The sequence below is a fragment of the Planococcus sp. TJ-307 genome (assembly GCF_058268435.1).
Genome location: NZ_JBZDOJ010000001.1, coordinates 447,661 through 466,726, shown reverse-complemented (window position 1 = coordinate 466,726; position 19,066 = coordinate 447,661). Strand labels below are relative to the sequence as shown.

At 43.6% G+C, this 19,066-nt stretch carries 25 protein-coding genes, 1 pseudogene and 1 riboswitch; of the genes and pseudogenes, 4 read left to right on the top strand and 22 right to left on the bottom strand.

The window, feature by feature from the left end; genetic code table 11:
• Window positions 1-178: 178 nt before the first annotated feature.
• The 4 genes and pseudogenes from ribH to AC4EHK_RS02270 form a co-directional block, all read right to left on the bottom strand.
• On the bottom strand, window positions 179-643 hold the full coding sequence (ribH, locus tag AC4EHK_RS02285) for a 6,7-dimethyl-8-ribityllumazine synthase (protein WP_490977179.1): 465 nt from the start codon (window positions 641-643) through the stop codon (window positions 179-181).
• A gap of 41 nt (window positions 644-684) precedes the next feature.
• A pseudogene (gene ribB, locus AC4EHK_RS02280) lies at window positions 685-1,287 on the bottom strand (3,4-dihydroxy-2-butanone-4-phosphate synthase); the annotation flags it as partial.
• A 17-nt stretch (window positions 1,288-1,304) separates the two neighbouring features.
• Window positions 1,305-1,934 carry a riboflavin synthase gene (ribE, locus tag AC4EHK_RS02275; RefSeq protein ID WP_490977178.1) on the bottom strand — a complete coding sequence of 210 codons (630 nt, stop codon included), beginning with the start codon at window positions 1,932-1,934 and terminating at the stop codon, window positions 1,305-1,307.
• Window positions 1,919-2,209: a hypothetical protein gene (locus AC4EHK_RS02270; RefSeq protein WP_490977177.1), complete on the bottom strand. Its 291-nt coding sequence runs from the start codon at window positions 2,207-2,209 to the stop codon at window positions 1,919-1,921. The genes ribE and AC4EHK_RS02270 overlap by 16 nt, the downstream gene beginning before the upstream one ends.
• Before the next feature lie 63 nt (window positions 2,210-2,272).
• A riboswitch (FMN riboswitch) is annotated at window positions 2,273-2,443 on the bottom strand.
• A 145-nt stretch (window positions 2,444-2,588) separates the two neighbouring features.
• Here AC4EHK_RS02270 and AC4EHK_RS02265 point away from each other — a divergent pair.
• Window positions 2,589-2,912, top strand: coding sequence for a CHY zinc finger protein (locus AC4EHK_RS02265; RefSeq protein ID WP_490977176.1), 324 nt, complete (start codon window positions 2,589-2,591; stop codon window positions 2,910-2,912).
• A gap of 30 nt (window positions 2,913-2,942) precedes the next feature.
• On the opposite strand, the gene AC4EHK_RS02260 is transcribed toward AC4EHK_RS02265, so the two are convergent.
• The 7 genes from AC4EHK_RS02260 to msrA form a co-directional block, all read right to left on the bottom strand.
• Window positions 2,943-3,431, bottom strand: a complete 489-nt coding sequence (locus AC4EHK_RS02260) for a GNAT family N-acetyltransferase (protein WP_490977175.1) — start codon at window positions 3,429-3,431, stop codon at window positions 2,943-2,945.
• 89 nt (window positions 3,432-3,520) lie between these two features.
• Window positions 3,521-4,345, bottom strand: a complete 825-nt coding sequence (locus tag AC4EHK_RS02255) for a metallophosphoesterase (RefSeq protein WP_490977174.1) — start codon at window positions 4,343-4,345, stop codon at window positions 3,521-3,523.
• A gap of 105 nt (window positions 4,346-4,450) precedes the next feature.
• Window positions 4,451-4,855, bottom strand: coding sequence for a VOC family protein (locus tag AC4EHK_RS02250; RefSeq protein WP_490977173.1), 405 nt, complete (start codon window positions 4,853-4,855; stop codon window positions 4,451-4,453).
• Window positions 4,856-4,932: 77 nt separating this feature from the next.
• Window positions 4,933-5,718, bottom strand: coding sequence for an ABC transporter permease (locus AC4EHK_RS02245; RefSeq protein WP_490977172.1), 786 nt, complete (start codon window positions 5,716-5,718; stop codon window positions 4,933-4,935).
• Entirely contained in the window at window positions 5,715-6,596 is an 882-nt protein-coding gene (locus AC4EHK_RS02240; RefSeq protein ID WP_490977171.1) for an ABC transporter ATP-binding protein, read from the bottom strand. The genes AC4EHK_RS02245 and AC4EHK_RS02240 overlap by 4 nt, the downstream gene beginning before the upstream one ends.
• Window positions 6,593-6,787, bottom strand: coding sequence for a PLD nuclease N-terminal domain-containing protein (locus AC4EHK_RS02235; RefSeq protein WP_490977170.1), 195 nt, complete (start codon window positions 6,785-6,787; stop codon window positions 6,593-6,595). The genes AC4EHK_RS02240 and AC4EHK_RS02235 overlap by 4 nt, the downstream gene beginning before the upstream one ends.
• 162 nt (window positions 6,788-6,949) lie before the next feature.
• Entirely contained in the window at window positions 6,950-7,636 is a 687-nt protein-coding gene (gene msrA, locus AC4EHK_RS02230) for a peptide-methionine (S)-S-oxide reductase MsrA (protein ID WP_490977169.1), read from the bottom strand.
• 150 nt (window positions 7,637-7,786) lie between these two features.
• Here msrA and AC4EHK_RS02225 point away from each other — a divergent pair, with 150 nt between their 5' ends.
• Window positions 7,787-8,371 carry a protein-L-isoaspartate(D-aspartate) O-methyltransferase gene (locus tag AC4EHK_RS02225; RefSeq protein WP_490977168.1) on the top strand — a complete coding sequence of 195 codons (585 nt, stop codon included), beginning with the start codon at window positions 7,787-7,789 and terminating at the stop codon, window positions 8,369-8,371.
• A gap of 54 nt (window positions 8,372-8,425) precedes the next feature.
• On the opposite strand, the gene AC4EHK_RS02220 is transcribed toward AC4EHK_RS02225, so the two are convergent.
• The gene (locus tag AC4EHK_RS02220; RefSeq protein ID WP_490977167.1) at window positions 8,426-8,941 is read right to left on the bottom strand and encodes a DUF2243 domain-containing protein; all 516 of its coding nucleotides are present in this window, start codon (window positions 8,939-8,941) and stop codon (window positions 8,426-8,428) included.
• A 402-nt stretch (window positions 8,942-9,343) separates the two neighbouring features.
• Here AC4EHK_RS02220 and AC4EHK_RS02215 point away from each other — a divergent pair, with 402 nt between their 5' ends.
• On the top strand, window positions 9,344-10,039 hold the full coding sequence (locus AC4EHK_RS02215; RefSeq protein WP_490977166.1) for a Na-translocating system protein MpsC family protein: 696 nt from the start codon (window positions 9,344-9,346) through the stop codon (window positions 10,037-10,039).
• Between the two features lie 113 nt (window positions 10,040-10,152).
• Here the strand turns inward: AC4EHK_RS02215 and AC4EHK_RS02210 are convergent, their stop codons facing one another.
• The 3 genes from AC4EHK_RS02210 to AC4EHK_RS02200 form a co-directional block, all read right to left on the bottom strand.
• A complete protein-coding gene (locus AC4EHK_RS02210) occupies window positions 10,153-10,344 on the bottom strand; it encodes a hypothetical protein (protein WP_490977165.1) in 192 nt (63 codons plus the stop codon).
• Between the two features lie 278 nt (window positions 10,345-10,622).
• Window positions 10,623-11,843: a MalY/PatB family protein gene (locus tag AC4EHK_RS02205; protein WP_490977164.1), complete on the bottom strand. Its 1,221-nt coding sequence runs from the start codon at window positions 11,841-11,843 to the stop codon at window positions 10,623-10,625.
• A gap of 134 nt (window positions 11,844-11,977) precedes the next feature.
• On the bottom strand, window positions 11,978-14,086 hold the full coding sequence (locus tag AC4EHK_RS02200) for a type IA DNA topoisomerase (protein ID WP_490977163.1): 2,109 nt from the start codon (window positions 14,084-14,086) through the stop codon (window positions 11,978-11,980).
• A gap of 139 nt (window positions 14,087-14,225) precedes the next feature.
• Between AC4EHK_RS02200 and AC4EHK_RS02195 the strand changes: the two genes are divergently transcribed.
• Entirely contained in the window at window positions 14,226-14,903 is a 678-nt protein-coding gene (locus tag AC4EHK_RS02195) for an oxidoreductase (RefSeq protein WP_490977162.1), read from the top strand.
• Between the two features lie 41 nt (window positions 14,904-14,944).
• Here the strand turns inward: AC4EHK_RS02195 and AC4EHK_RS02190 are convergent, their stop codons facing one another.
• The 7 genes from AC4EHK_RS02190 to AC4EHK_RS02160 are packed head-to-tail and all read right to left on the bottom strand — an operon-like array spanning window position 14,945 to window position 19,004.
• Window positions 14,945-15,721 carry a sulfite exporter TauE/SafE family protein gene (locus AC4EHK_RS02190; RefSeq protein ID WP_490977161.1) on the bottom strand — a complete coding sequence of 259 codons (777 nt, stop codon included), beginning with the start codon at window positions 15,719-15,721 and terminating at the stop codon, window positions 14,945-14,947.
• A gap of 58 nt (window positions 15,722-15,779) precedes the next feature.
• Entirely contained in the window at window positions 15,780-16,007 is a 228-nt protein-coding gene (locus AC4EHK_RS02185) for a sulfurtransferase TusA family protein (RefSeq protein WP_490977160.1), read from the bottom strand.
• A 34-nt stretch (window positions 16,008-16,041) separates the two neighbouring features.
• Entirely contained in the window at window positions 16,042-17,169 is a 1,128-nt protein-coding gene (locus AC4EHK_RS02180) for an MBL fold metallo-hydrolase (RefSeq protein ID WP_490977159.1), read from the bottom strand.
• Between the two features lie 41 nt (window positions 17,170-17,210).
• Window positions 17,211-17,768, bottom strand: coding sequence for a sulfurtransferase TusA family protein (locus AC4EHK_RS02175; protein WP_490977158.1), 558 nt, complete (start codon window positions 17,766-17,768; stop codon window positions 17,211-17,213).
• Window positions 17,769-17,810: 42 nt separating this feature from the next.
• Window positions 17,811-18,107, bottom strand: a complete 297-nt coding sequence (locus AC4EHK_RS02170) for a rhodanese-like domain-containing protein (RefSeq protein WP_490977157.1) — start codon at window positions 18,105-18,107, stop codon at window positions 17,811-17,813.
• 17 nt (window positions 18,108-18,124) lie between these two features.
• Window positions 18,125-18,490 carry a rhodanese-like domain-containing protein gene (locus tag AC4EHK_RS02165; RefSeq protein ID WP_490977156.1) on the bottom strand — a complete coding sequence of 122 codons (366 nt, stop codon included), beginning with the start codon at window positions 18,488-18,490 and terminating at the stop codon, window positions 18,125-18,127.
• 31 nt (window positions 18,491-18,521) lie between these two features.
• Complete coding sequence (locus tag AC4EHK_RS02160) at window positions 18,522-19,004, bottom strand: DsrE/DsrF/DrsH-like family protein (protein ID WP_490977155.1); 483 nt, start codon at window positions 19,002-19,004, stop codon at window positions 18,522-18,524.
• Between the last annotated feature and the right edge of the window lie 62 nt (window positions 19,005-19,066).

The window sequence follows — 19,066 nt, the reverse complement described above, 5'->3', positions numbered from 1 at the left end:
CTAGTTCAATTTTATTTCCCACTTTTCTAGTTCGTTCACCCATAAATTGGATTCGGTTTTTTCTATTAATTCTCTTGCCCCAAATTCGGGAGACCCACTGCTGTTATACATCTTATTCCCTTAAATTCCGTTTTTAAATCTTGAAAAAACCCCTGAGCAGGAGCCCAGGAGCTGGATGTTATAGTTTTTTCATTAGGTTCGCCATTTCAATGGCACCTGCAGCTGATTCCCAGCCTTTGTTGCCGGCTTTTGTTCCTGCCCGCTCAATAGCTTGCTCAATAGAATCGGTTGTCAAAACGCCAAAAATAACCGGAATATTTGCTTGGTCGCTAGCTCTTGAAACGCCTTTAGCAACTTCGCTGCAGACATAATCGAAATGCGGTGTCGCGCCTCGGATCACAGTTCCTAAAGTGATGACTGCATCGTAATTTCCGCTCATCGCCATTTTTTTGGCGACTAACGGAATTTCAAAAGCACCTGGCACCCAAGCGATTGACACGTCGTCTTCTCCAACGCCGTGGCGTTTTAATGCGTCTTCTGCACCACCCAGCAGCTTGCTTGTAATAAATTCGTTAAAGCGGCCGACAACGATGCCGATGCGCAGCCCTTCACCATTTAAATATCCTTCAAAATGTACAGTCATGCAATTCCATCTCCTCTGGTAGATTAATAGGTTGTTGTGCTTTGATTTTTATGTTGGTAGGATACTAACTCTTTAATTGTGAGAATTCCCAGTCCGAGCCGTTCTGCTACTTTCAGCAAATCGTCCACTCGGGCCATTGTGCCGTCTGGATTCATAATTTCACAAATGACCCCTGCAGGCGGCGATCCTGCCAGCTTCGCTAAATCAACAGCCGCTTCGGTGTGTCCCATCCGTTCAAGCACACCTCCGTCTTTTGCAATCAACGGGAAAATATGGCCTGGACGTTTAAAATCCGTCGCTTTCGCATCCGGCTTTATCAAACTGGTAATGGTATGAGAACGTTCGTAAGCACTGATGCCTGTAGTTGTGTCTTTATGATCAATGCTAATGGTAAAGGCTGTACCAAATTCGTCTGTATTATCGTCCGTCATCAAACCGATTTCCAAGTTTCGAGCGATGGACTGGGCAACAGGCACGCAAATCAATCCTCTGCCTTCTGTCGCCATCAAATTGACAATTTCAGGTGAAGCAAACTCTGCCAATGCAATAAAATCGCCTTCGTTTTCTCTATCTTCATCATCAATCACAATGATTGCTTTGCCATTTTTCAAGTCTTCGACGGCTTTCTCTACTGTGTAAAACATCTCTGATGTACCTCCCTTTAAAATCCATTTTCCGCCAGCCAACTTCGGCTGATTTTCGGTTCTGCTGTCTGAATGCGTTCGGTATACTTCGCCAACAGATCACATTCAATATTGACCTTGTCCCCAATGCCTTTATCTCCTAACAGCGAATCTTCCTGCGTGGTCGGAATAAGAGATATGGTCACCGTATTATGGCCAAGCGCAAAAATGGTCAGTGAAGTCCCATCCACTGCAATCGAACCCTTCAGCATCATGTATTTCATCAGCCGAGGCTCAAGTTCAATGGTTTTGGTCACGGCATTCGCTTCTTTTTTTGCAGAGCGAATTACGCCGACACCATCGATGTGCCCACTGACAAAATGGCCGCCAAAGCGTCCATTGGCTGGCATCGCACGTTCTAAATTCACACCGGATCCGGCCTTTAAACCAATCATTGTTGAAGACTTGACGGTTTCCGGAATAACATCAACCGTAAATGTATGAGAGTTGAATGTCGAAACTGTTAAACACACACCGTTAATGGAGATGCTGTCTCCACGTTTGATGTCCTCTAAAATCAGTCCGCAGGAAATGGTCAATTCCATCGCCTGTGGTTTAGTACGAACTGAAGCAACATGTCCCACTTCTTCGACTATGCCTGTAAACATTTGGTCACACTCCTCCGTTCAGGCCGCAAGAGCAGATTTAATTGGGGTAATATGGGTAATTGGGTGCTTTCCACCATGGGGCGTATAGGTGGTGAGGAAAGGAAAGTTCTGAAGGTTGGTCTGTGCATGTGCCCTGCTTCTTTGTCAAGATTGCCAGTTTCCCAGCTGTTTTTTGTACCTTGAAAAAGCTCTTTTTCCACGGAGGAAAGGAGCAGGATTAAAGATGGTCGTCTCGAAATTTCAGAGACTGGTCCCACATAACGGTTTTTGGTCATACAAATTCCTCCTTTCAATTTCAACTCAATTGAAAAGAAGAGGCACATAACGAAGCCGATCTCTAAATTCTTCTCCCATCCAGACTGTAACTGTCGGTGCTGGAATTTCACCAGCTCCACCGCTTGGACGCGCACAGCATAGTGGCCTATGCCTGCATTCGCCTAACCGGGTCACGGACTTGCAGTTTCCTGCTCACCGCCGGTAAGGAATTTCACCTTGCCCCGAAGAATTAGATTCGTAGTTTCGTCCTATTCATAGTAGCATAGAAAGAAAACAAACCAAATAAGTTGAACTTCAAAACTCATAATTATGTCTTAGTTGGAAGCTGTTTTCTTTCATTCGACTTATCCAGTCCATTTTTAGAAAGGGAGATTTTGTATGCCACATCGCCAAACAGTGAAAGGGATTGGAGTTGATGCTGAAACAAGGTGTGCCCATTACCACTCACCCATTGACCGGATTGCTATCAAGTTTTTTTGCTGCCAGCAATACTTTCCTTGCTTTGAGTGTCATGAAGCTGTTGGATGCAACAATCACCAAGTATGGCCAAAGGAAAAATTTCATGAAAAAGCCGTGTTGTGCGGAACTTGTGGACATGAATTATCAGTCGATGACTATGTAGCCTGCGCATCAACTTGCCCATCCTGCTCCTCGCCGTTCAATCCCGGCTGCAGTTTGCACAAGCATCTCTATTTCGAATAAAGTAAAAGCCAAGTGAGAGCAATACTGCTCTTACTTGGCTTTTTTGATGTACAAAGACATTACGTACTGCTCACCTTTTGAGCGCATAATTCGCCTGCCAGTATCTTTAAATCCTGCTTTTTGATACAGCCGTTGCGCCGGAATGTTACGCGCATTGACACCTAGCACTACTTCATCAAAACTAGAGAATTCCTCTCCCATAAACTCCGGCAATGCATAGATGGAACCTGTCGCGATGCCCCGGCCCTGAAATTTTGGATTTACAGAAAATCCTCTCAATAGAAGGGCATTTGGATTATCCGAATACTTTTTCCGGTCTTCTGACTCATCCAATTCAAAAAAACCGGCATCTTCACCCCTCGCTTTGATGATGATGAAGTGCTTTAAGGGGTCTTTAGCATCTTTTTCAATGATTTCTGTCGGCAGCCGTGTAAATTCCAACTGGTCTGACGGCAAATCGTAGTCAACTGACACTTTTGAGGAATACCGATGCAATGTAACTTCCTTTTTCTTGATCACGCTGAGCAGCCTCCTTATTTACAGTACATCTTCAAATGCAAACTAGGGTTTAATGATAAAAAAGCTCCTGAAAAATGGCCACAGCAGCATTATTCTTTTTCCAGCGTCACTACGACAATTTCCGGCAAATTAAAAATACGCACAGGAAAAGTGCTGTTGCCAAGCCCTCTGCTGACAACCATTTGGGATTGGTCTATTTCAAATATTCCTTCGGTCACTTTTGGAAACCAACCTTGTCCCGGAGCAATCAAACCGCCAAGTCCTGGAATACGAATTTGCCCACCATGAGCATGTCCAGAGAAAACAACGTCCACTTCATCTTCTGCATAAATTGGAAAGTACTCTGGACGATGTGCGAGCAGCAACGTAAAATCGTCGGTCATTTGTGCATCGTCAAGACTGTGGCGTGTTGCTTCTTCTTCATGAATATCCGGTTCCATCAATGGATCTTCGATTCCTGCAATCTGGATTGATGATCCACCTTTTTCCCATTCCACTGAATCATTTTTCAAGACAGTTACGCCACGTTGCCGCAGCGCCTCCGTTATTTCTTCTACCTCGTTAGAGGCCACTTCATGATTCCCGGTTACAAAATACACATTGCTCATCTCAATCAATGCGTCTACCAGCACTAAGCTCGCTTCCAAATCGTAGCGGTTGCTGTCAACAAGGTCTCCTGTTAAAAAAATAACATCCGGATCAGCCGCTTCCACTTTTTCGATCAGCGACGACTGATTTCTCCCAAAAGTCGCATTATGCAAATCCGATACTTGAACGATTTTTGAACCGTTGAAAGCTTCTGGCAGCTCGTTAGATGTCACCGTATATTCAGTGGTTTGTATCCACTTGTTGCTGTACCAAATTCCACTCCATACCAATAGTATGAGCAGTATGAATACTGCGAGTTTCTTCATAAAAATTAACCTCTATTCAATTCTTATTAAATTATTGGGGCTAATCCCAACTGTTCTATGAGCTAATTGACGCCTGATTTACCAAAAAAGATGCAAGGCTCTTTCTTAAGCATTGCCAGTTGTTTCACTGGGTGCTGTAATCTCAAGCTTTACGTGATCGGGCCCTTCAAGAAAAACAGCATAGTAATCCGGCCCGCCCGCAAAAGGATGAAGTTCTTCATACAGCACTCGCGCTCCCCATTGTCGCATTTTTTCAGTCATTTCGTCCACTTGTGAGCGTGAATCGGCATGAAACGCCAAATGGTTGAGTCCTGGTCTTTTGCGGTGATGCGCAGGTTGAAGAAACGCTCGTTCGGTTTGTACAAAAACAATGTAGGTAGGACCTGATTTATAACTAAAGCCTTGTTCCCACTCTTGGAACAACACATACCCCAGCGGCGGCAGCAATTCGCTATAGAAAGATCTGGCCTCTCGCAAATTTGAAACGTTCAGTTCAACATGATGAAGCATTCACTGCACCTCTTTTCCAGAAATTTAAACGATTTTCTTTTTTACGAACTGGGTATGTCAGTATGGTCTGCATCCCATTAAACTTTTGTTTTCGCTTTGTTTTTACGGGATGCCCAGCTTCCAAAAACAATGGATACCAAAATAATGAAGACCGCTACCCCAATTGCCCCCGCGAGGTTTACACTGTCCGGACTTCCGGTTAACCAAGTGTTTGCATATTGAGGCAGCTTTACTGGTGAAACGGACCAATTTGTCCCAAGCAAGCCATCACTTACTTGAAGAAGGAGGTAAATCGCAAATGCCACAGCCCCCGCAAGCCCGCTATTTGGCATTGTTGCACTCGCTGCCACCACAATAGAAACAATGAGCAGTACCCAGACGCTATAAGTTCCGACCATTTGCAAAAGATTCGTCCATTCCACTCGATCAAAAAATAAAAAAGTATAATAATAGCCCGCCAGAAAACCAAGCCAAACACTCGCTAAAGAAATGGCTGATGCTGTTAACCACTTGCTGAGAAAATAAAATGGAAAAGAAAGCGGGCGCACATACAACAAGGTCGCTGTTCCACTTTTACGCTCTCCAGCAACGGTTCCCATATAGGCTAAAATCAAAACGGCCATTCCGATTGTTTGAAATTGGCCCATGACTGCAATCAGCATCTGTTCGGGTGTTGGTACCGGAAATTCAAACACTGCTCCTTCCGGCAACCCGCCTGACGCCTCAAGAATTTGCGGCATAAAGAAATTGACGACCGGCTCGGTGATTCCGAGAAGAATGAAAACAGCCGGCAACCAGTAAATTTTATAATTTCGAATGTTTTCCCGCCATTCTTTTTGCATTAAAATAGTAAATTGGTTCATTTGGCAGCGACCACCTTCAGATAGATTTCTTCCAGAGAGGCTGTTTGAACATCGACTCCCAGAATATCCTGTTTTTCAGAAGCTAATATTTCAAGGATTTGCTGCATGGATGGTCCGTTTTGGCGAATCGGAAGAAAAATCATATTCTCTTTGAGGTCACGCTCCCATGGGAGTTTGCCAGCAAACACTGCCGCTTGGTCAGGGCTAGAAAACCGTATTCGAATATGTGGACGGGCATGCCGATTCTTCACGTCATTCAACGAGCCATACTCAATCAAACGCCCATCTTTCATAAAAAGTAACTGATCGGTCATTTCTTCTGCATCATTTAGTATATGGGTAGAGTACAAGATGGTGGTATCCTGCTGCAACGTTTTCAACAAGTCCATAATTTCTCTGCGTCCGGTTGGATCCAAAGCGGAAATCGGTTCATCCAACAATAGAAGCTTTGGCTGATGGACGATTGCTTGTGCCAAACCCAGACGCTGTTTCATCCCACCTGAAAAAGCGCCGGTTTTTTTATTTAGAGCCGACGCTAGCCCAACAAATTCAAGGGTACGGGTTGCCTGCAATCTTGCTTTTTTAGGATCAATGCCACTCAGTTTTGCGGCCATTTCTGTAAATTCAAGCGCTGTCAACCAAGGGAAGAACTGAGGATACTGAGGCAAAAAACCGATGGTGGTTTTTTTATCCATTCTGATGGAGCCGCTAGAGGGAGATAACAAATCAGCTAACATAGACAAACTTGTTGTCTTTCCAGCTCCATTTGGGCCAATTAAAGCAGTGGCTGTTCCTTGTTCCAACACAAGAGAAAGATCTTCTACTGCATTTTCCTGTCCATAACGCTTTGCCAGTTTTTCCACTTCTAGAATACTCAATAGTTTTTCCTCCCGACAACAAAGTATAGAATAGGTCCAATAATATTGACGATGACAATTAATATGCCCCACATCCATTTGGGACCATATGGATTGGGATTTTTTATCAAGTCTACCAACGCGAAAATCATTAATGCGAATTGAATAATAACGATTGGCAGCAAAGCCAAAACCAATGTAGTTTGATCCATTAAACGTCACCTCTTTTTCTTTTCGCGGAAAAGATCCTATAAGCTATGTTCTCGGCATTCCTTGCTATTTCCTTTATTTGCAAAACATCTACTATTAAAATCAAGGTTTTTTAACGTTTTGACGTATTTTTCCTAAAAAATACGTCAAAACGCTTCTGAAGTTTACCATTTCATTTTTAAGAAGAATTCCATCAGGTAACTCTTTTCTGCATCCCCAATGTTCCATTCCATAATTTCTTTGCACATGCTGGCTTTGGTTCCGTAGCCTTTTACAAATCCGTTTAACCGGGCAGCAAAAGTCGAATCCACCAGCATTTCATTATCTGGATACATTTCCGTCAACTGCTCTAATGCCTTTGGGTATCGTTTCAAGTAGTATTTTTGGTGGCGTTCTTCAGCCTGAACAAATCCGGTAAAAGGCGAAATTTCTGTTTCAATCGGTTCACCCAATTGCATCTCCATTTCCTTTTGAACCTCCTCAATCATCAGGCGCTGCTCTTCTGTATGGTACTGCAACAAAGAAATATATTGTCTTCCTTTGTAATTATCACGATTCGGGTAATGATTCTGCCAAAATTCCTTCAGTACATCTTCATATCGGATCACTAAAGGATCAAATTGGATTTGAAGTGTTTCCGTATGATCGCCCATTTTTCTGTAAGTAGGCGCTGGCTCTGCTCCTCCTGCAAAGCCAACACTGGTCTGTATGACTCCTTGCATGCCCCCAAATCGAGCCTCTGGTCCCCAGAAGCAACCCATGCCAAAAGTGGCGAATTCCAGTTGGTCACCTTGTTGATGAAGGCCCTCTTCAAGCTCTTGAATCGTCATTTTTTGAACCATCTCGCCCATCGTCCTTTCTTCTTAAAAGATTTAGCCTGTTTCAACTACTATACAGATCACGGTTATTCTCTTAAAATTAATGTAACAAGACTGCTCAGAAAATGCATAGCTCAGCCCTTCATTTCATAAAGCCACTACAAAAGAAAGTGGGAATCTGCAATGAACAGCTCTAAAAAAGAGGTCATTTGCTATTTCAAAAAGATGGACCGCAGCTTTTTTATGGATTCCAATAAAGACTTGGCCATTTTTGACCAAGCTTTGCCAATTGGGTTTGAACAAACCATCTCTCAACCGTCTCTCGTTCTCGAAATGACATTGGCGCTCGACCTTCAACCTCAACACAAAGTGTTGGAACTAGGAACAGGCTCAGGTTTCCAAACTGCTTTGCTTGCAGCTTTTTCCAGCTCTGTTTACACAATAGAGAGAATCGAAGAATTACAAATGCGTGCCAAAGAGCGGCTCGAGCAAATGGACTTCCAAAACATTTATTTTAAGTTTGGCGATGGAAGTGAAGGCTGGGAAGAACAGGCTCCTTTTGATCGGATTATAGTGACAGCGGCGGCAGCTAAAGTGCCAACTGAGCTGCTCGAGCAATTGAGCACTGGAGGCAAGATGATTATTCCTGTAGGCAGCTCTTTTGACCAGGAACTTCGATTGATTGAGAAGGACGATAATGGCAAAATTTTCGCCACGTTGTTGAATCATGTAAGATTTGTTCCACTAAAAGGGAAATATGAAAAATAAAAAATGCGCTCTACTTGGCTTTGGCCATAGTGGAGCGCATTTCTATTTTCTGAATTAGGTAGTTTCACGGCTGCCATTTGGCTTTACCGGTGTATTGGGCGTTTGCCATAGCAATACCAGACCAATTACCAGCATCATCACTGCGGTTATATTCCAGACGAGATCATATGGCAGCAAGTCTACTCCATAACGGATTTGATGAAGTTCCAATAATTTATGATGAACGATGCCGTCATACAATTGAAAAGCACCGGCACCGAGCAGCACTCCGCCTAACCACCGCTTTGGCCACCAGGCTTTGCGGCGTTGAAGATCGGCCAACAGAAACAAAGACGCTACGGTCGCAAACCAACTGAAAGCATGAAAAAGGCCATCTGAAACCAACCCTGCATCCGCAGTAGAACGATCATAAAAATGATGCCAATGCAGCAATTGATGAAAAACTGTTTCATCTATGAAAGCCACCAACCCGATTCCAAATAGGAGTCCAGACCAGACATTTCTCTTGGCATGGACTCTTCGATTTCTTTCTTTTGTATAGTCAGTGGTCTTGACAGTAGCTGAAGGCATAAAATCCCCCTCTCATATTCACTCAACCGTTTTTGGGCTAATAAAACCTTTATTTTAGCTTTTTCCAGATAATACCCTTTTTGTATCATGATAAAACAAAAAAACTATTGAAAAGGCTTGAAATTTGATTCAATAAGACTAATTTAATTACTTACTTTTTTGTTTCTCGCAAAATAAATGAATTAGTCATCAAATTTCTAACATCATTCAATCACTTCTTTATAAAATAGCGCAAATCCCGTATAATTAAGCACATTAAGCTGAGTGTCTTTTACAAAACTACTGCTCCTAGCAAAAGTACGTCATTGTGCTTTTGGGGGCTTAAATAAGTCTAGAGGACATGCACTACTATAAGCTAAAAAGCCAACATGGTTATAGCTATAGACTAAAGGAGACCGAATCATGTCTAATGAAAAAGCAATTCACACAGAAGTCGGCAGCTATATTTCAACTTTATTGCGCGATCATTTTGGAAAAGGCCCTACATCTGTATTCGTAACCGTAAAACCGCCGTTTATCTCTATCCACCTTCGCGGCTTTTTGGCCCCAACTGAAAAAATTCTGCTCAAGCAGCAGGAACACCGGAGAATTTTGGAAACAAGGGACTTACTGATGAATCAATTGGCCGCGGACATTAAACTGGATTTATGGAAAATTGGCAAGCTTGAAGTGCAAGAAGTATATGCCGATTGGAATTTAGATGACCACACAGGCATGATTTTGGCTGTTATGGCAGACAAATCACCTGCCAAAGATTTTGAATGGGACTCGGATATTGAAGTAGAGGGCATTCGCGAGCAAGTAAATGAAGCCAGCCGAAAAGCACAAAAAACACCTGAAGCGACTGAGCTGTACTGGCTGAATAAGCGCACGCTGTTAATCGAGCGCTCAGGAATTTTTGTTGAAATCGAAAAAGAGTTGATACGCGGCGGTTTTATTGAAGAATTAAAATTAGTCAAACGTCCGCTGGAACGAAGGTTATTGCTGGATACGCGCATTGAAATTATTTTAAAGCACCCCATCTCAGAAGTTTTTCTGGATTGGGATTTTATCACAGACAAAGGTTATATTGTGGTACTTCTGGATCCTGCCAAATAAAAAAGCCAGCTTTTAGCTGACTTTCCAGGTTGGAGGCTGCTCAAAGCAGCCTCCATTTTTTATGAAATTTGATCAGACTTTTCAGCTGACTTAAATTTAAGATTGAAGCAATTTCAGCTGATGATTTGAGCTTGTTGGCAATGGGGGCAGAATTCATATGAATTTTTAACCTCCAGCTGCTCAATATAATCAGCTCGATCAGTAAATTCTCTTTTTTCTACAGGTGTTTCTACAAATCCACACCGGTCTCCGGCAAATTGCCGTTGATGAATCTTTTTCTTCTTATGATCCACGAAGTAATGCATGAAAAATCGCTTCCCTTCTTTTTCAGAAATAAAAAAAGCCGAAAAGAGCCGCCTTTTTCGCGGCATTCTTTTCGGCTTTTACAACAGCTCTATTGTCTGAAATATTTAACCAAGATATAAAATTACATATTGTATGGACAAAAATCTTAACAGATGAATGAAATTTCATACCAAGTTGGAAACGCTATTGTTTTCCCAGTCATTCTATTGTACTAGATTTTCCACCAAAGGTAAAGAGAGCCTAAAGGTTCAATTGCGCATCTTTTCAGACAACTCACTCATTGGTTGCTTGATTTCTCAAGCTTTTTTCCGGAAATATCTTCAAACTCATGGGTGATTCTTTCCAAAGCTTCCCGAATAAGCGGTCGAGGAGAAGGCGTGCAAATCCGTTGGTAAAACTCTCCTTCTTCACCAAACATGCTGCCATCTTCCAGTAAAACATTGGCTTTGTTATAAATGCGGTCATGAATTTCCTCTGCCGAAATGCCGTATCCGCTGAAATCCAGCCACATGATATACGTCCCTTCCGGAATAAAAACCTTCACTTCGGGCATTTTCTCAGCCAAAAACTCTTTTATGTAGGACATTGTCCCATCGATATAGTCGGTCAACTGTTCCAGCCAGTCTTCCCCTTCGTTATAGACCGCAATCAACGCCGCAATGGCAAATGGCGACGCCAATTGCATACCCATTTCAGTAGCAAACTTAGTCCGCAACTCTTCATCGGAAATGATGACGTTCGTACAATGCAACCCAGCAACGTTAAAAGTTTTGTTGATCGCAGTACAAGTGATGATGTGTTCAGTGTGATCGGCGACTTTTGCCATTGGAACAAATGTCTTTCCGCGGCGAAGCAAATCTCCATGAATTTCATCGGCGACAATCAACACATTGTTTTCGTGGCAGATGGCAGCCATTTTCTTCAACTCTTCTTCGTTGAAAACTCTTCCTGTCGGATTATGTGGGTTGCATAAGATGAACATTGTCGTATTGTCATCCTTTGCTTTCGCTTCAAAATCTTCAAAGTCGATTGAATAATACCCTTTGTCATCTGCTTTCAGCGCGTTATTCACCACTTTGCGGCCATTTCCTTCAATCACTGAAGTGAAAGGCGGATAAACAGGACGTTGGATGATAATGCCTTCTTCTACATCTGTGAATGCCTTAACCGCAATATTCAATGCATGAACCGTTCCAGGGCTGTAGACAATCTGTTCTTTCTCGACTTTCCAGCCATGCCGGTTTTGCAGCCATGACTGAATGGCGTCAAAATACTCATCCGGAAAAACTGAATATCCATAAATCCGGTGGTCCACTGTCTTGTGAAGCGCATCAACCAATGGCTGGGGAACCGGCAAATCCATGTCGGCCGTAAACAACGGAATGGTTTCCGCGTCGTATCGTTCGGTCAGCCCGAATTGCTTGATCAATTCTCCTCCATCCCATTTCATGGAATAGGTGCCTCTTCTGTTAACAATTTCATCAAAATTATATTTCATACGAAACTCCCTTTCTTTTGGATGATATGCCTTACCTTCGCTCTTCATTATTAAAGAAAAAAAGGAACCATTGCAACCAAACAAGCTTCCTGATTTTAAAGCAGCCGTTGAAAGTGAATTTTTTATCTGCCATTTTAAAACTCCATTTTTAACTTGCCATCTTCCAATACCAGTTTGGCATTAAACTTTTTGCCATTCTTCGACACAAAGCCTTTAATGACTGGTGTCTTTCCTCTTGTGCACAGGTATTCAATCTGTTTGGCCGTCAACCGTTTTTTCAGGAATGTGGCGGGGAATGATTGCTTGCAGCCATTGTCGTATTCGGTGCAATTGTACGAGCCTCTCCGTGATACGATCATCCCTTTTTTGCATCTGGGGCAGACGGCAATTTCATCTTTAGCGTCTGGTGTCGCCATCTTGTCCGGCAACCCGTTCTTTTGCATTTGTGCCGGGACTTCATCAAGCAGCTTTTGGATAAACTTGCCGATGGTTGCCAAGAACACTTCTGATGAGCCTTCGCCCTTGCCAATTTTCTTTAAATAAGTCTCCCATTTTGCGGTCATCGATGGACTGGAGAGTAAATTCCCTTCGATCGATTGGCATAGAATACGCCCTTTGTCCGTAATGGAAACGATGTTTTTGGCAACCGAAATATACTCATGGCGTTTGATCGTTTCAATAATGCCGCTTCTGGTCGCTTCTGTTCCAAGCCCTTCAATTTCTTTGAGGATCTCAGTATCTTCCACGTCTTCGACAAACTTCCCGCAAGTTTTCATCATGGCGATCAACTGGCCCTCCGTATAAGGTTTTGGAGGCAAGGTCATGCTTTCTTTTATATCAATCTTACCTTTCACCGGTTCCTGCTCCCGCAACTCAGGCAAAGAAGGTTCCTGCTTCGCTTCTTTAGCAACAGGAAATAACTCTTTCCAACCTTTTTCAAGTTCCGTTTTGCCGGTGGTGAAAAACGCTAACCCTTTAACCTCTGTCGTCACTTTGGTTTCGGCATAGCGATAATCTTTATGGAACATTGCCAACGTTGTGCGCAAGACTTCCTCATATAAGTTGCGCTGGTCTGTTGCCAGCCCCGCTAATTTTTTAGCTGTGGGGATGGTTTTTGTTGGGATGATGGCATAATGCTCCTGGACTTTGGAACTGTCCACAAATCGCTTTTTCGGCGCTTTGGAAGCAATCGGGAATGGTGCTTCAATCAACTGCTGATATTTTTCAACTTGTCCCGCCAAATAATTAAATTCACCCGGCGTGATGTGCTGGGTGTCGGTTCTTGGATAACTGACAAGTTTTTTTTCGTACAGCCCCTGCATGACAGACAATACTTTAGCCGGACTATATTTCCATTTTCGGTTGGCCGTTGCCTGCAAGGTGGATAGGGAATGCAGCTGTGGCGGCGGTGTGCGTTTTTCTGTGGTCTTTACCTGCGCCACGATGCCTTCTTCTTTGGCGGCAATGGCGTGTTTTCCCAACAGCTCTTCTGCCTCTTTCCGCTCTTTTGCCCGCAGCTTGGCCTTTCCTTTGTAGCGGCCTTTTTCCGCGTCAAAAACACCTTCAATTTCATAAAAAGGTTCCGGCACAAACGCTTCAATTTCTTTTTCGCGCTGATAAATCAAAAACACAGTCGGCGTTTGGACACGGCCGATGGCAAAGACTTCGCGAATCCCTTTTTCCTGAAGCAGCAAGGAATAAAGACGCGATCCATTCATGCCGACCAGCCAGTCGCTGATTTGGCGCGCTTTGGCTTCCTGATACAACAGGAGATCCTGCCGGTTGTCCCGCAGCTCCTGAAAGCCTTTTCTGACTTCGTCGGCTTCCAGTGAATTGATCCACAAACGCTGAATCTTTTTGTTTTTAGCGCCTGTCTGATAGTAAATGCTATAAAATATATTAGATCCTTCCCGGTCAACGTCACAAGCATTGATGACCGTATCGGTTTGGAAAATCAATTTCTTAATAATGCCAAATTGCTGTGCTTTGCCTCTTGCCACTTGAAACTGATAGGTATCCGGCAAAATCGGCAGCGCAGCCAGCGACCACTTGCCCCATTTCGGATCATAGGCCTTTGGCTCTTTTAATTCCACAAGATGTCCGATGCCCCACGTGATGTAGGCACCTTCCGGAAAAATCGCATCAGGTGCGACTTCAATGTAACCGTCGCGTTTTGTGGTTTTGAACGCTTCGGCATAGGCCTTGGCCTGACTTGGTTTTTCAGCGACGATCACTGGTTTCATGCACTTCTTCCTTTCGGTTCGTTCCTACTCTTATTGTACTCTTCTAGCCAAAGATTCAAAGCAAAAAGACAATTCCCTGCCGTTTGGGGTATAGTAGATTTTAACGGATAGAAGACAAAGAAAAAGGAGTCGGTTCACTATGAAAAACAAAACTGCGTTACTAGCAGGCGCGAGCGGACTGGTTGGCAACGAATTGCTCCATATCCTTTTAAACAGCCCCAATTACAGCGGAGTAAAAATCCTGGTTCGCCGTCCACTGGACATGACGCATGAAAAGCTCGAACAAGTGATCACGGATTTTGACAAGCTGGATCATTGCGCCAAGCATTTTGACGTTGATGATGTTTTTTGCTGCCTCGGCACTACCATTAAAAAAGCAGGATCGCAGGATGCATTCAAAAAAGTCGATTATGAATACCCACTAAGAATGGCTGAATTGGCCAAGTCGCAGCAAGTTAAGAATTTCCTCATCATCACGGCTCTCGGTGCTGATGCTGAATCCAAAGTCTTTTACAGCCGAACCAAAGGAGAGCTGCAAGTCCGACTGAAAAAAATCGGTTTGGCTGCCCTGCACATATTCCAGCCGTCTTTGCTGCTTGGAGATCGCGAGGAATTTCGCTTAGGCGAAAAAGCAGCAACGATCCTAAGCCCAGCTTTCAGCAAATTGCTGAAGGGAAAGATGAAAAAATACAAGCCTGTCGAAGCGAGAAATGTGGCACTTGCCATGTACGAGGCAGCGCAAGTCGAGCGCTCCGGAAACTACACTTATCCATCCCATCGCATTGAAAATATAAGTGCAGAAAGCACTGTCAGATAAAAAGAGAGAACGCCTTAAGCAAGGCGTCCTCTCTTTTTGCATTACAGGATATCTGTCCAAATTTTAATGGCTGTTCCCAAAATCAGCAACGCCAAAATCCATTGCAGGTATTTGGTGTTCATTTTTTGCCCCAGTTTCGCTCCCAGCGGTGCTGCCAGTATACTTGCAACAATCATTACTGCTGCGGGACCATATAAAATCTGGTCCGTAACAATTTTGCCGACTGTTGAACCGATAGACGAAAGAAACGTAATCGCGAGCGAAGTTGCGATGGTCATCCGAGTCGGTATTTTCAGTACAACCAGCATAATCGGCACCAAAATAAAGGCGCCAGCTGCTCCAACGATTCCCGCTGCGATTCCGACAATAAACGCCAATCCTGCGGCCAGCCATTTATTGAAAGTAACCTGATCGAGTGGAATGTCGTCGACTCCCTTTTTCGGCATGAACATCATCACGACCGCAATGGTGGCTAATGCCGCGTACACAATATTGATTCCTTGCTCTGACATCAAGGTAGATCCGTAGCCACCGATAAAACTCCCCACTAAAATGGCGCCGCCCATATAAGCAATCAATGTTTTATTCAAATACCCGCTGCCACGGTATGCCCATACTCCTGCGATGGTCGCAAAAAAGACTTGAATGGCACTGATGCCGGATACTTCATGGGCACTAAATGCCGTATATCCCAGCATGACCGGTATATAAAGCAGCATCGGATACTTAATAATTGAACCGCCAATTCCCACCATACCGGAGATAAAGGAGCCAATGAAGCCGATGATAAAAATGACAATGATAAAGTCCATACTCATTTTATTTCACCTTTCTAAAAGGGAAAGGGCATCTGGTCGATACCCTTCAATCCGGCTCTTAGCCTTTCTTGATCCAGAATGAAAAGACATCGCCGTTTTCCTGTGAATCCAACAATTCGTGGCCGCCTGATTTAGCCCAAGCTGCCAAATCTGCTTTTGCTCCTTTGTCAGTTGCCAAAATTTCAAGAACCTCTCCGCTGTCCATTTCTTTCATAACTTTTCTTGTTTTTACAATCGGCATCGGGCATGCCAGCCCTTTTGCGTCCAATACTTTATCTGCGTTCATCAAAATCTCTCCTTTGAGTTGTCTTTTCTTTTATTTATCTGACTGCACAGCGATTTGGTCCAATTTCCATTTCACGCTGTACTTCTTCGTCCGGTGTGATTTTACCCATGTTGGTTTTACGGATATCCTGATATGCATTCGGTTGCGGCGGCAGGTTCTTCGTGACCATGTCACGGAATTCCTGTTCGTCTGCAATATTCAAACCATGATTTTCCTCGAACAGGTCACCCAACTTTTTGGAGACACTGCCATCTTCATTCAACTCCTCAATGATCATAAAATGGGCCGGCAAAACAACAAGCTCGTTTGCTAGATCTTTATAGCGTGTGTAAAGGGATTCTCTTAAATCGCCTACCCAGTCATCCGCAAGACCTGCAAGATCCGGGCGACCGATCGAGTCAATGAACAAAATATCGCCAGTCATCAAATAGCTCTGGTCCACGATGAATGACGTAGAGCCAATCGTGTGCCCCGGTGAATAAAGAGCTTCAATTTCAATTTTCGAGCTTCCAATCGCTACTTCCAAGCCATTTTCCAGGTCCTCATATTCAAATACGACTTCTTCAGCATCTTTTGAAGGCAAGTAATAGCTTGCGCCCGTTGCTTCTGCAATCGCACGCCCTCCAGAAATATGATCAGCATGCAAATGAGTATCAAATACATGCTTGATGGTTGCGCCTTTTTCCTGCGCGAAGTCCAAGAAGATATCTGCCATACGCGTTGCATCAATAACAGCAGCTTCCCCATCAGAGATGGCCATATACGAAAGGCATCCCTTGCCAAGACGGACAAATTGATACAATTCGCCGCCGCCCTGCAACTCACCGACTTTCACTGGTTCCAGGTGCTCACTCCAGGCTTTCATGCCGCCCTCAAGATAAGCGGCATGAACGCCTTCTTCTGATAACATTTCGGCTACCATGACGGAAGAGCCTTCTTTTGCACAGACGACAAGAATACCTCTGTCTGTCGGCAGTTCTGAAACCACTTCTTCGACGCCGTCCAATAAATCGAAATAAGGTGTATTCAAATATTGGATATTGCCGCCTTCGATTTTCCAATCAGCGAAGGCATCGCCGTTTCGTACATCCAGAATGAACAACGGCTCGTTATTTACTACTTTTTTTGCCACTTCACTGGCCTTCATTGCTTTTACAGTCATTCTCCAATTACCTCCAGGGGTATATATTCGCTTAAAATTTTTTATTCTGTTTTTCCTGTCCAATTGTTCATGCCAGGAACTACATTATAAAGACTGCCAAATCCTTTTTTAGCCATCATATCTCCTGCGATGCCACTTCTTCTGCCGGAATGGCAAATAATATAGATTGCTTCTTCTTTTTTCAGCTCATCCATCCGCTCATTCACTTCGCCTAAAGGAATGTGGATTGCTCCAGGAATATGCGCTTCTTCGAATTCATCTTTTTCCCGAACATCCAGAATCGTCATCTGCTCATTGCCGTCAACCTTTTGAGAGAAATCAGCCAGTGAGATTTCTGGTATGGTGATGGTTTCTTCAGGAGCTCCTGCTCCATCTTTCCGAAGATAGTGGCGCAATACATCCCCTTCTGTATCAGTTCCGATATACTGATGTCCGGAACTCTTTGCCCATGCTTGAAGATCGGCTGTGGATCCTTTATCTGTTGCCAGGATCTCCAACACTTTACCTGAATCCATCATTTTCATTATCTTTTTTGTTTTCACGATTGGCATTGGACATGCCAATCCTTTTGCATCTAATGTTAAATCTGTTTGTACCACTTGGTTTCCTCCTTGGAAATTTGCCTGTTTTTCTGCAGGCGATTAGTTTGTTTGACCGTTCCAATCCAGCATTCCGCCATCCATATTCGTGACTGTGTATCCCTGATTTTCAAGAAACCGTGTTGCTTGTCCACTGCGTCCGCCTGAGCGGCATACCATGATGTATTCCGTTGATTTATCGAGTTCACTCATCCGAAATTCCAATAATCCCAGAGGAATATTGATGGCACCTGGAATTTTCCCTGCTACCACTTCATTGGTTTCCCGAACATCGATCAAATTGATAGACTGTTTGCTTTCCACTAGTTCCTGAACTTGCTGAGTTGTCATTGTTTTCATAACCGATTCCTCCTTCTTTATCCGCGGTAAGTACTCATGCCGCCTCTAACATTCGTGATCGCAGTAAATCCATTTTTCTTCAATAGTTGGCTGGCTTTGCTGCTGCGCATACCGCTCTGGCAAATCACCAGCACTTCTTTTTCTTTTGACAATTCATTCATACGCTTGGGCAATTCATTTAACGGAATGTTTTTAAAGCCTTTTATGTGGTTTCCTTTAAATTCTGCTGGTGTCCGAACATCAATATACTGCTTATCTTTTTTACCGAGCTGCGTTTTCAAATCTTCTGTAGAAATCGATTCGACTCCCTTAGCCGGTGAAGTGAACCGGTAAGCCATCCATAGAAGAGCTGCTCCGATCAAAGCCCATATCATCCATTCCATGCTGCATCTTTCCCTTCCACTTTAAGTCCGATTAGATGAATAAGTTAACGTTGCCGTCTTCTGCATCTCCAAGATAAGCAGCAACACCTGCGTATTCAATTCCATCAAGCAATTCTTCTTTCTGCAAACCAAGAAGATCCATCGTCATGGTGCAAGCAATCATTTTAACTTCTTGTTCTTCTGCCATTTCAATTAATTGTGGCAAAGTCATTGCGTTATGCTTTTTCATGACCGTCTTGATCATTTTAGGTCCCATTCCGCCAAACTGCATGTTCGATAAACCGAGTTTATCTGCACCTCTTGGCATCATTTTTGCGAACATCGTTTCTAAGCGTCCTTTTTTCAACGCTGGCGGGTTTTCTTTACGTAATGCATTCAATCCCCAGAAAGTGTGGAAGATTGTTACTTCGTGATCGTATGCCGCCGCACCATTGGCAATGATATAAGCTGCCATCGCCTTGTCATAGTCACCGCTGAATAATACGATCGTTGTTTTCTTTTGTTCTTGTGCCATTTTATTGCCTCCAGTTTAAATTACCCATAGGGGTATATTTTTTTGCGAAAAAAAAGAACGTT

Excerpts from the sequence above, each read along its gene's own strand:
- ribH (WP_490977179.1), bottom strand. The coding sequence starts at position 643 with ATGACTGTACATTTTGAAGGATATTTAAATGGTGAAGGGCTGCGCATC.
- ribE (WP_490977178.1), bottom strand. The coding sequence starts at position 1,934 with ATGTTTACAGGCATAGTCGAAGAAGTGGGACATGTTGCTTCAGTTCGT.
- AC4EHK_RS02270 (WP_490977177.1), bottom strand. The coding sequence starts at position 2,209 with ATGACCAAAAACCGTTATGTGGGACCAGTCTCTGAAATTTCGAGACGA.
- AC4EHK_RS02265 (WP_490977176.1), top strand. The coding sequence starts at position 2,589 with ATGCCACATCGCCAAACAGTGAAAGGGATTGGAGTTGATGCTGAAACA.
- AC4EHK_RS02255 (WP_490977174.1), bottom strand. The coding sequence starts at position 4,345 with ATGAAGAAACTCGCAGTATTCATACTGCTCATACTATTGGTATGGAGT.
- AC4EHK_RS02250 (WP_490977173.1), bottom strand. The coding sequence starts at position 4,855 with ATGCTTCATCATGTTGAACTGAACGTTTCAAATTTGCGAGAGGCCAGA.
- AC4EHK_RS02245 (WP_490977172.1), bottom strand. The coding sequence starts at position 5,718 with ATGAACCAATTTACTATTTTAATGCAAAAAGAATGGCGGGAAAACATT.
- AC4EHK_RS02235 (WP_490977170.1), bottom strand. The coding sequence starts at position 6,787 with ATGGATCAAACTACATTGGTTTTGGCTTTGCTGCCAATCGTTATTATT.
- msrA (WP_490977169.1), bottom strand. The coding sequence starts at position 7,636 with ATGGGCGAGATGGTTCAAAAAATGACGATTCAAGAGCTTGAAGAGGGC.
- AC4EHK_RS02225 (WP_490977168.1), top strand. The coding sequence starts at position 7,787 with ATGAACAGCTCTAAAAAAGAGGTCATTTGCTATTTCAAAAAGATGGAC.
- AC4EHK_RS02220 (WP_490977167.1), bottom strand. The coding sequence starts at position 8,941 with ATGCCTTCAGCTACTGTCAAGACCACTGACTATACAAAAGAAAGAAAT.
- AC4EHK_RS02215 (WP_490977166.1), top strand. The coding sequence starts at position 9,344 with ATGTCTAATGAAAAAGCAATTCACACAGAAGTCGGCAGCTATATTTCA.
- AC4EHK_RS02210 (WP_490977165.1), bottom strand. The coding sequence starts at position 10,344 with ATGCATTACTTCGTGGATCATAAGAAGAAAAAGATTCATCAACGGCAA.
- AC4EHK_RS02205 (WP_490977164.1), bottom strand. The coding sequence starts at position 11,843 with ATGAAATATAATTTTGATGAAATTGTTAACAGAAGAGGCACCTATTCC.
- AC4EHK_RS02200 (WP_490977163.1), bottom strand. The coding sequence starts at position 14,086 with ATGAAACCAGTGATCGTCGCTGAAAAACCAAGTCAGGCCAAGGCCTAT.
- AC4EHK_RS02195 (WP_490977162.1), top strand. The coding sequence starts at position 14,226 with ATGAAAAACAAAACTGCGTTACTAGCAGGCGCGAGCGGACTGGTTGGC.
- AC4EHK_RS02190 (WP_490977161.1), bottom strand. The coding sequence starts at position 15,721 with ATGAGTATGGACTTTATCATTGTCATTTTTATCATCGGCTTCATTGGC.
- AC4EHK_RS02185 (WP_490977160.1), bottom strand. The coding sequence starts at position 16,007 with ATGAACGCAGATAAAGTATTGGACGCAAAAGGGCTGGCATGCCCGATG.
- AC4EHK_RS02180 (WP_490977159.1), bottom strand. The coding sequence starts at position 17,169 with ATGACTGTAAAAGCAATGAAGGCCAGTGAAGTGGCAAAAAAAGTAGTA.
- AC4EHK_RS02170 (WP_490977157.1), bottom strand. The coding sequence starts at position 18,107 with ATGAAAACAATGACAACTCAGCAAGTTCAGGAACTAGTGGAAAGCAAA.
- AC4EHK_RS02165 (WP_490977156.1), bottom strand. The coding sequence starts at position 18,490 with ATGGAATGGATGATATGGGCTTTGATCGGAGCAGCTCTTCTATGGATG.
- AC4EHK_RS02160 (WP_490977155.1), bottom strand. The coding sequence starts at position 19,004 with ATGGCACAAGAACAAAAGAAAACAACGATCGTATTATTCAGCGGTGAC.